This is a genomic window from Geothrix alkalitolerans (assembly GCF_022808885.1).
Classification (GTDB): Bacteria; Acidobacteriota; Holophagae; order Holophagales; family Holophagaceae; genus Geothrix; species Geothrix alkalitolerans.
This window is the reverse complement of record NZ_JAKZLE010000001.1, coordinates 722,046-737,214: the sequence shown is the minus strand read 5'-3', so window position 1 is coordinate 737,214 and position 15,169 is coordinate 722,046. Positions and strand designations below refer to the sequence as shown.

Annotated in this window: 12 protein-coding genes; 7 read left to right on the top strand and 5 right to left on the bottom strand. The window is 69.1% G+C overall.

Features of this window, described 5'->3' with window-relative positions; genetic code table 11:
- The first annotated feature begins 9 nt into the window (after positions 1-9).
- Together lepB and MLJ35_RS03220 are read left to right on the top strand one after the other, a co-directional pair.
- On the top strand, positions 10-888 hold the full coding sequence (lepB, locus tag MLJ35_RS03225) for a signal peptidase I (RefSeq protein WP_243382930.1): 879 nt from the start codon (positions 10-12) through the stop codon (positions 886-888).
- A 114-nt stretch (positions 889-1,002) separates the two neighbouring features.
- Positions 1,003-1,818 carry a S1/P1 nuclease gene (locus MLJ35_RS03220; protein ID WP_243382928.1) on the top strand — a complete coding sequence of 272 codons (816 nt, stop codon included), beginning with the start codon at positions 1,003-1,005 and terminating at the stop codon, positions 1,816-1,818.
- 4 nt (positions 1,819-1,822) lie between these two features.
- Here the strand turns inward: MLJ35_RS03220 and MLJ35_RS03215 are convergent, their stop codons facing one another.
- Genes MLJ35_RS03215 through MLJ35_RS03200 form a run of 4 tightly spaced genes read right to left on the bottom strand, consistent with a single transcriptional unit; the run spans position 1,823 to position 6,954 of the window.
- Positions 1,823-2,287, bottom strand: a complete 465-nt coding sequence (locus MLJ35_RS03215; protein ID WP_243382927.1) for a hypothetical protein — start codon at positions 2,285-2,287, stop codon at positions 1,823-1,825.
- A gap of 2 nt (positions 2,288-2,289) precedes the next feature.
- Positions 2,290-4,149 carry a tetratricopeptide repeat protein gene (locus tag MLJ35_RS16085; protein WP_243382925.1) on the bottom strand — a complete coding sequence of 620 codons (1,860 nt, stop codon included), beginning with the start codon at positions 4,147-4,149 and terminating at the stop codon, positions 2,290-2,292.
- Positions 4,142-5,206, bottom strand: coding sequence for a 3-dehydroquinate synthase (locus MLJ35_RS03205; protein ID WP_243382924.1), 1,065 nt, complete (start codon positions 5,204-5,206; stop codon positions 4,142-4,144). Before MLJ35_RS03205 ends, MLJ35_RS16085 begins: the two co-directional genes overlap by 8 nt.
- Positions 5,203-6,954 carry a M28 family peptidase gene (locus MLJ35_RS03200; protein ID WP_243382922.1) on the bottom strand — a complete coding sequence of 584 codons (1,752 nt, stop codon included), beginning with the start codon at positions 6,952-6,954 and terminating at the stop codon, positions 5,203-5,205. The genes MLJ35_RS03205 and MLJ35_RS03200 overlap by 4 nt, the downstream gene beginning before the upstream one ends.
- 90 nt (positions 6,955-7,044) lie before the next feature.
- Here MLJ35_RS03200 and MLJ35_RS03195 point away from each other — a divergent pair, with 90 nt between their 5' ends.
- The 5 genes from MLJ35_RS03195 (at position 7,045) to MLJ35_RS03175 (ending at position 13,677) form a co-directional block, all read left to right on the top strand.
- Entirely contained in the window at positions 7,045-8,832 is a 1,788-nt protein-coding gene (locus tag MLJ35_RS03195) for an ABC transporter ATP-binding protein (protein WP_243382921.1), read from the top strand.
- A gap of 299 nt (positions 8,833-9,131) precedes the next feature.
- Entirely contained in the window at positions 9,132-10,949 is a 1,818-nt protein-coding gene (locus MLJ35_RS03190) for a multicopper oxidase family protein (protein WP_243382919.1), read from the top strand.
- A gap of 98 nt (positions 10,950-11,047) precedes the next feature.
- Positions 11,048-12,199, top strand: a complete 1,152-nt coding sequence (locus MLJ35_RS03185) for a shikimate kinase (protein WP_243382917.1) — start codon at positions 11,048-11,050, stop codon at positions 12,197-12,199.
- Between the two features lies 1 nt (position 12,200).
- On the top strand, positions 12,201-12,968 hold the full coding sequence (locus tag MLJ35_RS03180) for a metallophosphoesterase family protein (protein ID WP_275976299.1): 768 nt from the start codon (positions 12,201-12,203) through the stop codon (positions 12,966-12,968).
- A gap of 13 nt (positions 12,969-12,981) precedes the next feature.
- Positions 12,982-13,677: a PilZ domain-containing protein gene (locus tag MLJ35_RS03175; RefSeq protein ID WP_243382913.1), complete on the top strand. Its 696-nt coding sequence runs from the start codon at positions 12,982-12,984 to the stop codon at positions 13,675-13,677.
- Positions 13,678-13,693: 16 nt separating this feature from the next.
- On the opposite strand, the gene MLJ35_RS03170 is transcribed toward MLJ35_RS03175, so the two are convergent.
- Positions 13,694-15,166 carry an MFS transporter gene (locus MLJ35_RS03170; protein ID WP_243382911.1) on the bottom strand — a complete coding sequence of 491 codons (1,473 nt, stop codon included), beginning with the start codon at positions 15,164-15,166 and terminating at the stop codon, positions 13,694-13,696.
- Positions 15,167-15,169 lie beyond the last annotated feature (3 nt).

Sequence of the window (15,169 nt, the reverse complement as noted above, 5' to 3'; positions counted from 1 at the left end):
GGAGCCGATATGGCCGCTGAATCCGCTTCCGACACGTCCGCCGACCTCGAGGTCGAACTGCCTCCCGGCGCCGCCAAAGGCGCCGTGCGGGACAATCTGGAAGTGATCTGCTTCGCGATGATCCTGATCCTGTTCTTCAAGACCTTCGTGGGTCAGCAGTTCAAGATCCCCTCCGCCTCCATGCGCAACACGCTGATGATCGGGGACCACCTGCTGGCCAACAAGTTCATCTTCGCCCAGCCTCAGTGGGCCTGGGAGGAGAAGCTCTTCCCCATGCGGGGGGTGAAGCGCGGCGACATCATCGTGTTCCGCTATCCCATCGACCGGGATCAGGACTACGTGAAGCGCTGCGTGGCCCTGCCGGGCGACACCGTGGAGATGCGCAACAAGCGGCTCTACGTGAACGGCAAGCTGATCACCGGCCCCTTCGAGTTCCAGTTCGGCAGGAGTCCCGAGGGTCCCACGCCCGGCCCTTGGCCTCTGACCCGGAACGCCGGCGAGGCCGAGCACCCCGTGGGCCTCTGGCGCCATGCGGATCCGGAGGTGCTGGCCCTCCATGACCACAACCAGATGCAGGCCATGAACAGCCTCATCCAGGAAGGCTTCAAGGACAACCTGGGCCCCGTCACCGTGCCGGCGGGCCACCTCTTCGCCATGGGCGACAACCGCGACAACAGCATGGACAGCCGCTACTGGGGCTTCCTGCCCATGGACCACCTGCGGGGCCGGCCCTTCATCGTGTGGTGGAGCTTCCGCGAGGGCGACACGGACAACGACAACGGCCGCGTGCCCGACGGCCCCGCGGACGTGGCCGCCGATTTCATCGACGCCGCCCGCCACTTCTTCACCCGCACCCGCTGGGAGCGCACCGGGACCATCCCCGAGTAGCCCAGCCACAAAAGATCTCCACGAAGGGCACGAATAAATGCCTCTATATTCGTGCCCTTCACGTATTTCGTCGTGTCCTTCGTGGGGTTCGTTTTCAGAGAGTCGCCAAACACCATGAAGATTCCCCTGCTCGCGCTGCTCCTGGCCGCCCTTCCCCTCTCCGCCTGGGGCGACAAGGGCCACCGGGCCGCCTGCGCCCTGGCCCTGAAAGGTCTGCCGCCGGAGCTCCGCGCCTGGTTCGCAGGGCGCGAGGGCGAGATGGAGGATCATGCCTCGGACCCGGACCACTGGCGCCAGGATCGCAAGGAGGGCCCTCGCCACTTCCTGGACATGGAACCCTACGGGGGACCCGATCACCTCCCCCGCACCCTGGAAGAGGCCCAGGCCCGCCTGGGCGGCGACTTCTACCGCACGGGCGTGGTGCCCTGGATCATCCAGGACCGCTGGCGGGACCTGGTGGATGCCTTCCGATCCGGTGACGCCGCCCGGGTGTCCATGGCTACGTCCATCCTGAGCCACTACGTGGCGGACGCGCACGTGCCCCTGCATACCACCGAGAACCATGACGGCCAGGCCACGAACCAGCGCGGAGTCCACAGCCGCTGGGAGACCGGCCTGGTCGAGCGGTACGTCCAGCCGGAGGCGCTTGCCCCGCTTCCCGCCGAGGTGGACCCGCGATTCCTGGAGCGCCCCTGGGAATGGCTCCGCGCCTCCCACGCGCTCATCCCCCAGCTCCTGGAGGACGACCGGACCGCGGACCGCACCACGCCCACCGACACCCGCGGCCGGGCCATGCGCACCCCCGCCTACTGGACGCTCTTCTGGGCCAGGCAGGGTCCCGTGGTGACCCGGCAGCTCCAGCTGGCGGGCAAGCACCTGGGGGATGCCATCCTCAGCGCCTGGGTCGCAGCCGGCAAACCAGAGCCCTGATCGCCTACTTGCTCTCCTCCCAGCGCTTCCGGTCCAGCCAGACCTGCTCGGCCTTGCCCTGGGGATCCCGGCCCTGCCAGTGGAGCTTCCGGGGTCCCGCGGCATCCTTCTTCAGCACGGACACGCCCGGCCCCTCTCCCTGTCGGAGCATGCGCAGCAGGGCCTCGACGCTGGCCACCTGGGGCAGGAAGGGCAGCGGCAGCTCCGCCAGGGTGGCGGCCCGCTGGTCGACCTTCTGCCGGGGCACCTGGAGCCGGTAGCCGGAGGCGCGGTCTCCCTCCAGGAGCAGCAGGCGCTCGCCGAGCCCATGCAGTTCGGCCACCAGGCGGCCGGAGACCGGTTCCATGAGCAGGTTCAGGGTGCCGGTCCCCTCGCCGCCGGAGCCGGAATACCCCCAGCCGTACTGGGCGCGCACGGGCACCGCCGGGGCTGGCGTCACATCAGCGGGGGGAACCTGCAAAACCAGCATGATCATTCCTCGTCGTCGTCATCAGGGGTGGCATCCGGCGCGGGCGCCTGGGCCTCTCCGACCTTCCGGGCCTGCTCGCGGGCCAGGCGGACGCGGAGCTCCCCCAGCCGCTTCTCCAGGGCGGGGCGGTCCGGGAAGACGAACGCCAGGGCCCGTTCCCACTGTTCGGCCGCCTCGGCCAGCTTGCCCTGCTTCACCAGCACTTCACCCAGGTGCTTCCGCACCTCCGGACTGAAGGGGCTCAGCTCCGCCGCCCGGCGGAGGGTGACTTCCGCCTCCGCGATCTTCCCCAGCTTGAACTGGGCCCACCCCAGGCTGTCGATGACATTGCCGTTGTCCGGGGTGGCCTTGGCGCTGGCCTCGATGAGCGAGGCGGCCTCCTCCAGGTTCTGCCCCTGCTCCAGCAGCTGGTACCCCAGATTGTTCTGCACCATGGGGTTACCCGGGTTCGTCTTCTGCGCCTCCCGGAGCACCCGGAGGGAATCGTCGGCCCGCCCCAGCTGGTCATAGGCGCTGCTCTGCATGATCAGGATGTCCACGTTCTTCACGGGCCCCAGGCTGCGGGCCCGCTCGAGCGCCTCCAGGCACTTGTCCCAGCGGCGGAACTCGGACCAGATGGCCGCCATGCCCTCCAGATGGAGCTGCTCCAGGACGGCGCGAGTCTCCTTCCGTGAGAAGAAGCGGTATTCCAGGCAATCGGGGGGAAGCTCCGCGGCCTGCTGGAAGAAGGGCACCTTGGGGAATCGCGCGATGCCGTCCTTCAGCGCGGCCAGGGCGCTCTTCCAGTCGTTGCGGCTGATGAGGGCCTGGCAGGTGAACACCTGCAGCTCGCCCGCGACCTGCTCCCGTCCCGGGTGCTCCTTGAGGTAGGTCAGCAGGGCGCCGCCCTTGCCCTGGAGGAGGAGCGTCTCCGCATAGAGGGCCTGCGATCCGTCGGCGATCCAGTCCTCCTGGATCTTGCCGGCGAGAAGGGTCGCGAGCCGGGTCTCGGCCTCCTGGAAGCGCCCCAGGTTCATGAGGGCGCGGGCCGTATTGAAGGTCGTCCGGGGCGTCACCTTCAGGGCTTCCGCCTTGCCCAGGCTCTCTAGGGCCTCTTCGAACCGCGAGGTCTGGAGGCGCACCAGGGCGACGTTCTCCCAGAGGCCCGCCTCCCGCGGCAGGTGCTGGGCGAGCAGGAGGAAGCTCTCCTCGGCGTGGGCCAGGTAGCCCGCCTGGATCTGATCCCGGGCCAGCTCTTCCAGCATGCGGAGTTGGCGCTCGTCGGGGTTGCGGGCATTGAGGGCGAGCACGGACTCGCGCCGCCCCTCGTAGTTCTGGAGGGCCCGCGCGTGGATGGCCGCCCGCTCCCAGGCCGCCTGGAAGCTGGGACGGAGCCGGCCCAGATGCAGCCAGGCCTGAAGGGCCCCCTCGTTATCCTTCAGCTTCTCGGACACCTCGCCCAGCCGGGCCCACAGCTCCGGATCCTGGGGCAGCAGGGCTGTGGCGGCCCGCAGTTCCTTCGCGGCCTCCGCCGCCATGGCCTCGTCCGACTGGGAGAGCTGGTACAGGAGCAGGCCCAGGTGGGCCCTCGCCTCCGCGCTCCGGGGCGCCAGGGCCACGGCCTTGCGGGCCGGCGCCAGGGCGCCTCGGGGGTCCTGGGCCTCCTGGAGAGCCTCGGACAGCCGCAGGTGGACCTCCGCGCTCTCAGGCACCTGGGCCGCCACCCGCCGGTAGATGGCTGCCGCCGCGGCGGGATCCGAACCGCCGCCGCGCAGCTGCAGGGCGCGGGCCTGGAGCATCAGGGCCCGCACGTCTTCCGGCGGTGCCGCGGCCAGGCTGGCCGCCAGCAGGACGGCGAGGAGGGGAAGGCGGAGGTCAGGCACGGGGAGCCTCCCGGTGGAGCAGATCGACAAGACGGGCATGGGGGGATTCCCAGGCCCCGGGGGCCAGGGCGCGCTGGATCGCCGGTTCCCCGAAGCGGGGGAGGATGCAGTGGATCTCCGTGGCCGGCGCGTCCTCGGTGGCCCCGGGCGCGTGCCTGGCCTTCTTGTCCCGGTGCAGCAGGGGAAGGCAGGCCGACCAGGGGGCGACCATGGGCGCCAGCGGGGCGAGCCGCCGGGCCAGGGAGGCGAGGAAGGCGGCGGGGAAAGGTTTGAGGCCGAGGTCCTCAGCCAGGAGGCAGGAGCCCAGCAGGCCCAGGCCCACCGCCTCCCCGTGGAGCAGGTCGTAGCCCGACGCCGCCTCGAGGGCGTGGCCGAGGGTGTGGCCGAGGTTCAGCAACCGCCGCTCGCCCGCCTCCCGGGGGTCCCGGTGCACCACGCCGGCCTTGTAGGCCAGGGCCCGCTCCACCCAGGGGACCTTCACGGGCCCGTCCTGCAGCATCTCCACGGCCCAGGGCGTCTCGCCCTGGATGAGGGCGGTCTTGACCAGCTCCCAGCGGCCATTCTCCAGGTGCCGCTCGGGCAGGCTGGCCAGGAAGGAGGTGCAGGCCACCAGGCGCCTGGGGGAGTGGAAGGCTCCCACCAGGTTCTTGCCCGCGGCGAGGTCCACGGCGGTCTTGCCGCCCAGGGCCGCGTCCGCCATGGCCAGCAGGGACGTCGGCCAGACTTGCCAGGCGATGCCCCGCAAGTAGAGGGCCGAGGCCAGACCCACCATGTCCGAGAGGACGCCGCCGCCCAGGGCCACCACGGTGGCGTCCCGGTGCAGGGGCACCCGGGCCCAGTGCTCCAGCCAGGGAAGGATGGTCCGGAGTTTCTTCTCCTCCTCGGATACCGCCACCCACAGGGCGTGGCTGGGTTCCGGAAGGCCCGCGCGGGTCCAGGCCTCCCTCAGGTGCAGATCGCCCACCAGCGTCCAGGGCCCCTCGGGCAGCAGGGCCGGATCCGGCGCCTCCTGGAGGAAGACCTCGGTGGCGAACCCGATGGGGGTGGCGAGTCTCATGAGCGGCCTTTCAGGGTGGCCTCGGCCTGCATGGTCTGATCTCCCCGGAGCCATCGGACCACGGCCTTGTCGCCGGGCTTGTGGGCATCGAGGGCGTCCATGAAATCGTAGATGTTCTTCACCGGCCGGCCACCGAAACCGATGATGATGTCGCCGGCCTGGAGCCCGATGGCCTCGGCCGTGGAGCCGCGGGATACCCCGTTGATGCGGAAACCCCGAGGGTTGTCCGCGTAGTCGGGGAGGGTTCCGAAGGCGACCCGCATGGGTCCGCCAGCGCCCGGCAGGACCACCTTGGCGGTATCCGGATCGAAGGCCGGCACCGTGTCCGCGTCGGCGAGATCCAGGGCCACCGTGCGCCCGTAGGCCGCCAGGGCGGCCATGCCGGCGACATTGATGCGGTCCGCCGTGTCCGTGGGCCGGTGGTACTCGCCGTGGACTCCCGTGAAGAAGAAGAACGTGGGGATCTTCGCCTGGGAGAAGGCCATGTGGTCCGAGCCGCCCACGGCCGCCCCCACGTCCCCGCTGATGGAGAAACCCTCCGGCGCCAGCTTCTTCGCGGCCTCCAGGGCGGCTTTCGGTGCGCCCAGCCCGCCCATCAACAGCTTCGGGGCGGCGGGATCCAGCCGACCCACCATGTCGAAGTTGAGCATGAACTTCACGGATTCAAGCGGGTGGGTGGGGTGCTGGATCCAATGGCTGGAGCCCAGCAGGCCCTCTTCCTCGCCGCCGAAGTGCATCAGCAGGATGGAGCGCCGCGGGCGGGCCTGCTTCAACTCCCGGCCCAGCTCCAGCACCAGGGCCGCGCCCGAGGCGTTGTCGTCCGCGCCGGGATGCACCTGTCCCCGCCCATCCGCGCCTCCCAGGCTGTGGCGCTCGCCCAGGCCCAGGTGGTCCAGGTGCGCGCCGATCACGATGTATTCCTTCCGCAGCCTGGGATCGCGACCGGGGATCAGGGCCACCACGTTGGGCACCTGGGCTTCTTCGCGGCGGAGCCTCAGCTTCAGCGTGAGCGTGGTCCAGGGAGCGTAGATGAAGTCCTGGCTGGCGGGCTTCCCGGTATCCCGGATGGCCTGGAGGCGGGCCTGGAGGTCGCCGCAGGCGTCCCCGAGGGCGCCCGTCGAGAGGCTGAGCACGGGGATGTCCAGCTTCATCGGCCCCTCCTCCCGCTGCAGGGGCCGGGCCGGGCCATCCTCCAGCACGAGGACCGCGGCGGCCCTCCCGGCCTGCAGGCGCTTCACGCGGGCCAGCAGGCTCCGCTCCCCCCGCGGCAGGTGGGCGAAGGCCTCCGTATCGGGAAGGGTGCGGGCGATGACCACCACGTGATCCTTCACCTCGAGGCCCGCGAGATCGTCGTAGCCGCCGGGGATCTGCACACCATAGCCGGCGAAGGCGAGGGGCTTCATGCGGAAGTCCGCGTCCCCACTGTAGCCGATGGCCTCGATGTCCCGGCCCCAGACCAGCGGCCGGGCCTCCTCGCCGTGGGTCAGGAGGGCGCCCTGGGCCTCCCTGACCACCTTCGCGACGAACGGGAACCGCTGGATCTGCGCCTTCAGGCCCAGTTCCTTCCATGTCTGCAGGACATGCTCGGCGGCCTGGTCGAGCCCCGGGTACCCGTTGCCCCGGCCCTGGAGGCCCTGCGACGCCAGGAACGCCACATCCCGGCGCAGCCGGCCCTCGACCGCGGATCCGGAGGGTGGAACCTGCGCCACGAGGGCGGCGGCGAGGAAGGCGGGAATCCAGGGGCCCATGACGTCTCCGGCGATCTTCTACTTTACAGGCGCGGCCCCGATCCGTCCTGGTCGCGACGGGAATCGGGGCGCCTGTGGGAGAATGGCCCCATGTCCGAACAGGAAGCCTACTTTCAATCCGACCGGATGGACCAGCGGCCCATGCGCCACACGCTGCTCTGGCGCCTGGCCGGCTATCTCCGCCCCCAGTGGGCCGCCCTCCTGGCCCTGCTGTTCCTGATGGCCCTGGGCGCCTTCCTGGAGGTCATGCCCTCGGAGCTGACGCTCCGGCTCATCAACCGGTTCATGGCCCAGGGCAGCCTGAAGGGCGCGGCTCCCATGATCGCCGGGTTCTTCGGAGTGCTCATCGCCGGGTTCCTCGTGAGCTTCGCGCGCTACTTCCTGCTGGCCCAGGTGGGCCAGAAGGCCATGCTCGACCTGCGGGTGCAGCTCTTCGAGCACCTCATGGGCCGCAGCACGGACTTCTTCCACCGGAACCCCGTGGGCCGCCTCATGACCCGGGTCACCAGCGACGTCCAGAACCTCAACGAGATGTTCGCCTCGGGCTTCGTGGCCATCGTGGGGGACGCGCTCTCCCTGCTGGCCATCGTGGCCTGGATGTTCTGGACCCATCCGGGCATGGCCCTGGTGGCCCTGGGCATCCTGCCCTTCCTGCTCGTGGCCACGGAGATCTTCCGCCGCCGGGCGGGCGAGGCCTTCCGGGAGACCCAGCGACGCTACGCGAGCATCAACGCCTTCCTCCAGGAGCAGATCTCCGGCATGGGCCTGGTGCAGGTGAACGCGCAGGAGGCGCGCAGCGACGCCCAGTTCAAGGGCCTGAACGAGGACTACTTCCAGGCCTTCCTTCGCACCATCTTCGCCTATGCCGTGTTCTTCCCCGTGGTGGAGTTCATCACCTCCGGCACCCTGGCGGCCCTCATCTTCTACGCGGGCTTCAAGCTCCAGGCCGGGGCCATCACCTGGGGCCTGCTCCTGGCCTTCATCCAGCAGTCGGGGCGGTTCTTCCGGCCCATCCGGGAACTGGCGGAGCGCTACAACGTGATGCAGACGGCCCTGGCCTCCAGCGAGCGCATCTTCCGCCTGCTGGACAACCAGGAGGAGATCCCCGAGGCGCCCGGCGCGAAGCCTGCCACGTTCACTGGCGAGGTGCGCCTGGAGAACGTCTCCTTCGCCTACGAGGAGGGCGGCCGGAAGGTGGTCCGCGAGCTGAGCGGCGTCATCCCCAAGGGCCGCCGCGTGGCCGTGGTGGGCCACACCGGCGCCGGCAAGAGCACGCTCATCAACCTGCTCATGCGCTTCTACGACGTGCACGAGGGACGCATCACCGTGGACGGCGTGGACGTGCGGGACCTGAAGATCCGCAGCCTGCGCGACCTCTTCGGACTGGTGCTCCAGGATGTCTTCGTGTTCTCCGGCACCCTGCGCGACAACATCGTACTGGACCGCCCCCTCGACGAGGTCCGCCTGGCCTCGGTGCTGGAGCAGAGCCAACTGAAGGACCTGGTGTCCCGCCTGCCCCAGGGCCTGGAGACCCAGGTGGGGGAGCGGGGCCAGAAGCTCAGCGCCGGGGAGCGGCAGCTCCTGGCCTTCGCCCGCATGCTTTACCTGGAGCCCGCCGTGCTGCTGCTGGACGAGGCCACCGCCAACATCGACTCCGAGACCGAGGCCAAGATCCAGAACGTCATCGAGCACGTGAGCCACCGCCTCACCACCTTCACCATCGCCCACCGCCTCTCCACCATCCGCGACGCCGACGAGATCTGGGTCATGGACCAGGGCGTCCTCGTGGAGCGCGGCAACCACGACGCCCTCATCGCCCAGGACGGCGTGTACGCCAAGCTCGTGCGGCTGCAGTTCGCGGAGGGCGAGGCGGCCTGAGACCGAGGCTCAGCCCCTAAGATCACCCCAGGAAACTGCGCCCCTGCTCCCGTCATTGGGGCGAGGAGGTTTCTGAGGGGACAACATTCGATCGGGCATCACGGAATGTATTTTTTTTTGGTTGCCTAGTCCCAACGGCCTATCTTGAGCTAGACAAGCCGGATTCATGACGCACCTGAATGAGGACGCTGCTCCTTTCAGGGGGGTGGATCTGTGTGTTCGAGGGCCGTCACGTCCATGGGGGGCGTGACGGCCTGTCGTTATCCCAAACCTCTTCATCGCGTCCGCTGGAGGCCGCCATGATCCTCGCTCCCCCCAAGTCCCTGCTGAAGCTGACCCTGCTCAGCAGCCTCCTCTCCGTCGGTTCCATGGCCACGCCCTGCTGGGCGCAGGGAGGGCCGGGCACTCTCGGAGTCAGTCCCCTTCTCACCAAGTGGGTGGACCCTCTGCCCATCCCGCCCGTGGCCACGCCCACACCGCAGCAGCTGATGCATGGATGGGCCGACTACTACGAGATTGCGATGACCCAACACACGCACCAGTTCCATTCAGAGCTCGGTCCGGCGACGGTCTGGACTTACGGGATGGCCGGGCAGCCGGGGGTCTACCTGGGTCCCACCATCGTGGCGCAGCAGGGACGATCCGTGGTTGTGAAGTGGATCAACCAGCTGCCGACCGATCCCAACGCCTTCCCGCTCAAAGACTCCATCGATCCCACCATCATGGGTTCGGACCTGCCCACGGGCCGGGCCATCCCCCACCTCCATGGCGGCAAGACCGCGGCCCGCTTCGATGGCACCCCGCAGCAGTGGTGGACGGCCGCAGGCCAGAAAGGGCCGGACTTCGTCACGGACACGTTCACCTACACCAACGAGCAGCCGGCCACCTTCCTGTGGTACCACGACCACGCTTGGGGGGCGACACGCTTTAATCCCTACCTGGGACTCGCCGCCGCCTATCTGATCTTCGATTCGGTCGACAACGGCAAGACGCTCTACGAACAGCCGGTGCCCACAGGCAACTACCACCTGCCCATCGTGCTCCAGGACAAGACCTTCAACGCGGACGGAACGCTGTTCTACCCCACCGTGGGCAACAACGCCATCCACCCGATCTGGGTCCCGGAATTCTTCGGTGATACGCCGGTCATCAACGGCAAAGCCTACCCGCGCCTGGATACCGAACCCAGGCGCTATCGGCTCCGCTTCCTGAATGGTGCCCAGGCCCGGTTTTTCGACGTGGGCTTCGACCACCTGGGGACGCTGCTGCCCTTCCATGTGATCGGTTCCGAGCAGGGCCTCCTGCCAAGTCCCGCGGGGATGACCCACTTGCTCATCGCGCCCGGTGAACGCTTCGATGTGATCGTGGATTTCACTCAGATCCCCCTGGGGGATGCGGTGATCATGAAGAACTTGGCCCCCGCGCCCTATCCCGATGGCGGCGAGATCGACATTCCCGAACTGATGCAGTTCCTGGTCGACACGCCCGTACCCGCAAACAGCCCAGACCTCAGCGTCCCGGCCGCCAGCCTGAAGCTGCCCGCCATCCCCCGCCTGGCTCGGACACCCAAGCTTGCCGAGCGCGAAGTCGTGGGCGAGGAGACCGAGGACCCCGTCACACACACCCCAGCCGTCATGAAACTGAATGGGTACGCCTACATGGATCCGACGACCGACTTCCTCCAGGCGGGGACCACCGAAACCTGGGTCTGGATCAACCTGACCGGCGATGCGCATCCCATGCACCCGCATCTGGTCTCGTTCCAGGTCGTGAACCGCCAGGCGCTGATCATGGATCCGGATTCCGGAGAACCGCTCTACAAGGCCGCCTGGGACGCCTACCTGGCTTCCGGCCGCCAGCCCAGCCTGAAGCCGGTCCTTGCCGACTACGTCACGGGACCGCTCCTTCCGCCCGCCCCCGAAGAGATGGGCGGCAAGGACACCGCGAAGGCCTACCCCGGGTTCGTGACGCGGGTCCGCGCCAAGTTCGACCTTCCCTGGACCAGTGCCCTCGACAAGAACCCGGCGACGCGGTCCTTCGGCACCTACGTCTACCACTGCCACATCCTGGAACACGAGGAGAACGACATGATGCGGCCCTTCGAGGTGGTCTACTAAGAACTTCCGGCCTGAATCCACGGCCCGTCCTGTCGGCCATTCAACCCGCCGGCAGGGCGGGCCCGCCTTTCAACCGGCCAGCGGTAGACTGGCCAGCCATGCTCCCCCTCCCGCCCCTCTACCCCATCACCGACGCCTCGCGTCCAGAACCCTTGTCGGCCCAGATCCGCCGCCTGGGCGGGGCGGGGTTCCCGCTGGTTCAGTTCCGGGGGAAGCCCCTGGATGCGAGATCGCAGTGGCTGGAGCTGCGCGCGGCCCTGGCGGACGCGGCGGCGAACGGCGGCTGGCCCTTCATCTGCGTGAACGATCGGGCGGACCTGGCCATGCTTGCGGCCCAGGAAGGGCTCGCCCCCTGGGGCCTGCACCTGGGCCAGGGCGACCTGCCCGCGGCCGAGGCGCGGCGCCTCCCTGGACTGGGCGGCTGCCATGTCGGCGCCTCGACCCATGGCCCCGTGGAATGGGAGGCCGTCGACCCGGCCTGTGACCATGCCGGCCTGGGCCCCTTCCGCGGCACGGCCACGAAGTCTGATCACGCCACGCCCATCGGTCTCGAAGGGCTCCGCGCGGGCTGCGCGGCCCTGCGGGCGCAGGGCCTCGCGCCCATCGCCATCGGCGGCCTGGGGCCCGCGGACGCCAGGACCTGCTTCGAGGCCGGGGCCGAGTCCATGGCCATGGTGGGCGAGGTCCACCGCAGCGCCGACCCGGCCACCCTGGGCTGGGAGGTCCAGCAGGCGCGGTGGCACGTCCGACCGCCCTTCCGGCGGGGGCAGGGCGTGGTGCTCCTGGGCGGCAGCGGCGCCGGGAAGAGCACCCTCGGCCGGCTTCTGGCCCGGCAGCTGGGCCTGGCCTTCCATGACCTGGACGACGTGATCGAGGCGGATCAGCGCCTTCCGGTGAGCGTCATCTTCGCCGAGCGGGGCGAAGGCGCCTTCCGGGCCCTGGAGACGGCCCTGCTGCCCACCCTCCTGACCCAGCCCGCCGTGGTGGCCCTGGGGGGCGGCGCCTGGGAGTCCCCGGCCAACCGGGAGGCCGTCGCCGCCGCCGGCTGCGCGCCCCTCTGGCTGGCGGAGCCGCCGGCCCGGGCATGGGAACGGGTGGGACGGGATCCCCTGCGCCCCCTGGCCCAGGACCGGAGCGCCTTCATGGCCCGGTGCGCCGCCCGCGCCTCGGCCTGGTCCCTCGCCCCCGCCCTGCTCTCCTTCGGCCGAAATCCCGAGGATCTTGTCTCCGCCCTGTTGAGGGCTTGTTAGAATGGGGGTCTCCCCCAGGAATATCCCATTGGATTTGATTCTTTCCGATTTGCATTCGAACCTGCACGCCCTCCGGGCCGTGCTGCGGTTCGCGCGACGGAGGGCCATCCGCCGCTTCGTGCTCCTGGGGGACCTGGTGGGCTATGGGGCCCATCCGAACCAGCTGCTGGACAAAGTCCGCGAGCTGCGGCCCCGATTCATGGTCCGGGGCAACCATGACAAGGTCTGCGCAGGCCTCGAGCCCGACGGCAGCTTCAGCCTGCCCGCCCACATGGCCGCGGACTGGACCCGGGAGAAGCTGCGGCAGGACAACTGGCGGTTCCTGGCGGACCTCCCGGTGGGACCCCAGTGGGTGGGGGACGACTACCAGATCGCTCATGGCTCCCCGGTGGACGAGGACGCCTACCTCCTGCACATGCGGGAGATCGGCCAGGCCTTCGACGCCTTCCAGGGGCCCCTCTGCTTCTTCGGCCACACCCACCTGCCTGGCTGCTTCGAGCTGGACGAGGCCCAGGGCCGGCTGAACTGGATCTGCCTCGATCCTGGCGTCTGGTTCGAGATGCAGCCGCACTGCCGGTACCTGGTGAACCCTGGCTCCGTGGGTCAGCCCCGGGATCGCGATCCCAGGGTATCCTTCATGACCTTCGACCCCAGGCGGAAGCGGCTCCGTCTCCACCGCATCGAGTACGACGTGAAGGGCGCGGCCAAGGCCATCCTGGAGGCGGGACTGCACCGCACCCTGGCCGAACGGCTGAGCCAGGGCATTTGAAAGGCATCACCCCATGGGACACTCCACCTTGTCGGCCCCCGTCCTGGAACAGTTCCTCATCCAGGCCCGCCTCACCAAGGCGGTGGCCAGCCTGAGGCTCCAGGGCATCAGTTCCCGGCTGCTGGGGGACCTCCGCCTCCACAGCTTCCGCCCCGGCTCGACCCTGGAGCTGTCCGGCCTGCATGCCCGGGATGCGAGGCCCGCCGAGGGCACCGCCGTCACCCTCACCGTGCTGCTGGGCGAGGAGGTGCTCACCCTGGACTCCATCCTGCTGGCCCCCCTCCAGGACGAGGCCGGCGATCCGCTCCTGCGCCTGGACTGGCCCCACGAGTCCGCGCAGCTGCACCGCCGGCGGGACATGCGCGTGGCCGCGCCTGAGCAGGCGCCGCTGAAGGTCCGGGTGGGCCTGGGGGGGCGAACCCTTGATGCCCTGCTGGTGAACCTCACCGAGACCGGTGTGGGACTCGCCCTCGACGAGCCCCTGATGGTGGACCTCCACGCTCCGGTGGAGATCGACGCGAAGCTGCCGGACGGATCGGTCCTCCACTGTCCCGGCGAGGTCCGCCATCTCGCCTACCTCGAGGGCCAGGACTACCCCACGCGCCTCGGCGTGGTGCTGCATCCGGGCCCGGACATGGACCTGGAGCCCATCCACCGCTTCATCCAGGCCCGGCGCACGGACCGGTCGCAGGGATTCAGGCAGAGCTGAGCCCCCGAACGAGGTCTCAGCCCTTGCGGAGGCTGACCACCGTTCCACCCGCGCCCAGGGCCAGCATGATCACGGCCTGGACCAGAGTCTTGTAGGAAACGGAGGGGCCGGCCACCGCCGACCAGACGAACGCCACGCCCGCGGCGAGGAGCAGGACGTAGATCCCCAGCATGATCTTGCGGGCCTTCTCGTTGGTCTCCGGCGTGTCCATGGCGAAGAAGCGGTCGTAGAGGACGAGGCCGACGGCCGCCACCACGTTGAGCGCCACGAAGAACAGCCAGAAGGCGCGGGCCGCGGCAGGGCCGCCGGGCTGGCCCACCATGGGCTTCAGCATGGCTCCGTAGAGGGCGCCCCCAAGGCTCGAGCCGATGAGGCTGCCGATGACGCCGTAGAGGAAGGCATAGCCCATGTAGACGGCTTTCTTGTCCGCCGGCGCCACCAGGCCCACGTAGCTGTAGTACTTCGGATGGGCCGTCATCTCGCCGATGGAGAAGACCGAGATGCCCAGGATGAACACCCACACATTGGTGGAGGCTGCCAGGCACAGGAACCCGAGGGTGCCGATGACGATGCCCGAGACCATGGTGGGCAGGGGCCGGATCTTCTTCACGATGCGGCTGACGAGCACCTGCAGCAGGATGATGGTGCCGCCGTTGACCACGGTGACATGCTCGGCGTCGAACTTGAGGGGCACGCCGAAGGACGCGAAGAAGCGGTTCACGGGCGTGGCATCCACGAAGTCGCGCAGGTACCAGAGCACGGACCCGAAGTTCTGGAAGTAGAGGATCCAGAAGCCGGAGTACACCACGATCATCAGCATGAAGCGCGCGTCGCCCAGCACGAGGGCCGCCCCGTGGGCGACCTCCTTCAGGCTCTTGGTGTTCTCGGGTTTCGGCGGATCCTTGAACAGGAAGACCGTGGGCACCAGCATGGCCGCGCAGTAGAGGGCCGAGGCGATGAACACGTAACGCCAGGAGAACCCCTTCAGCACGCTCACGACCAGGGGCGCCAGGAAGGCGCCGATGTTGATCATCCAGTAGTAGATGCCGAAGCCGAATCCGGAGTTCTCCTCCGTGGTGGTGCGGGCCAGGGTGCCCGAGATGATGGGCTTGAACAGGCCCGCGCCGGTCGCCATCACCAGCAGCCCCGCGAAGACCGCGCCGTAGGAGGTGACGTTCCCCGCCACGAAATAGCCTGCCGTCAGGATGGAGAAGGCGAAGAGCAGCATGCGTCGGTAGCCGTAGCGGTCCGCCAGGGCTCCGCCGGCGATGGGAATGACGTAGGTGAAGGCGTAGATCAGGCTCTGGAGGAAGCCCACGGACTGCTCCGTGAAGCCCAGGCCGCCCTTCACGACCTCGTTCGTGAGGTAGACCGCGAGCACCGAGTTGAGGCCGTAGTAGGCCGCCCGCTCGAAGAGCTCCATGACGTTCGCCAGCCAGAAGACCGGCGGGAAGGAGCGGAGGATTCCGGAGGAGCGCGGGGTGGGCATTCG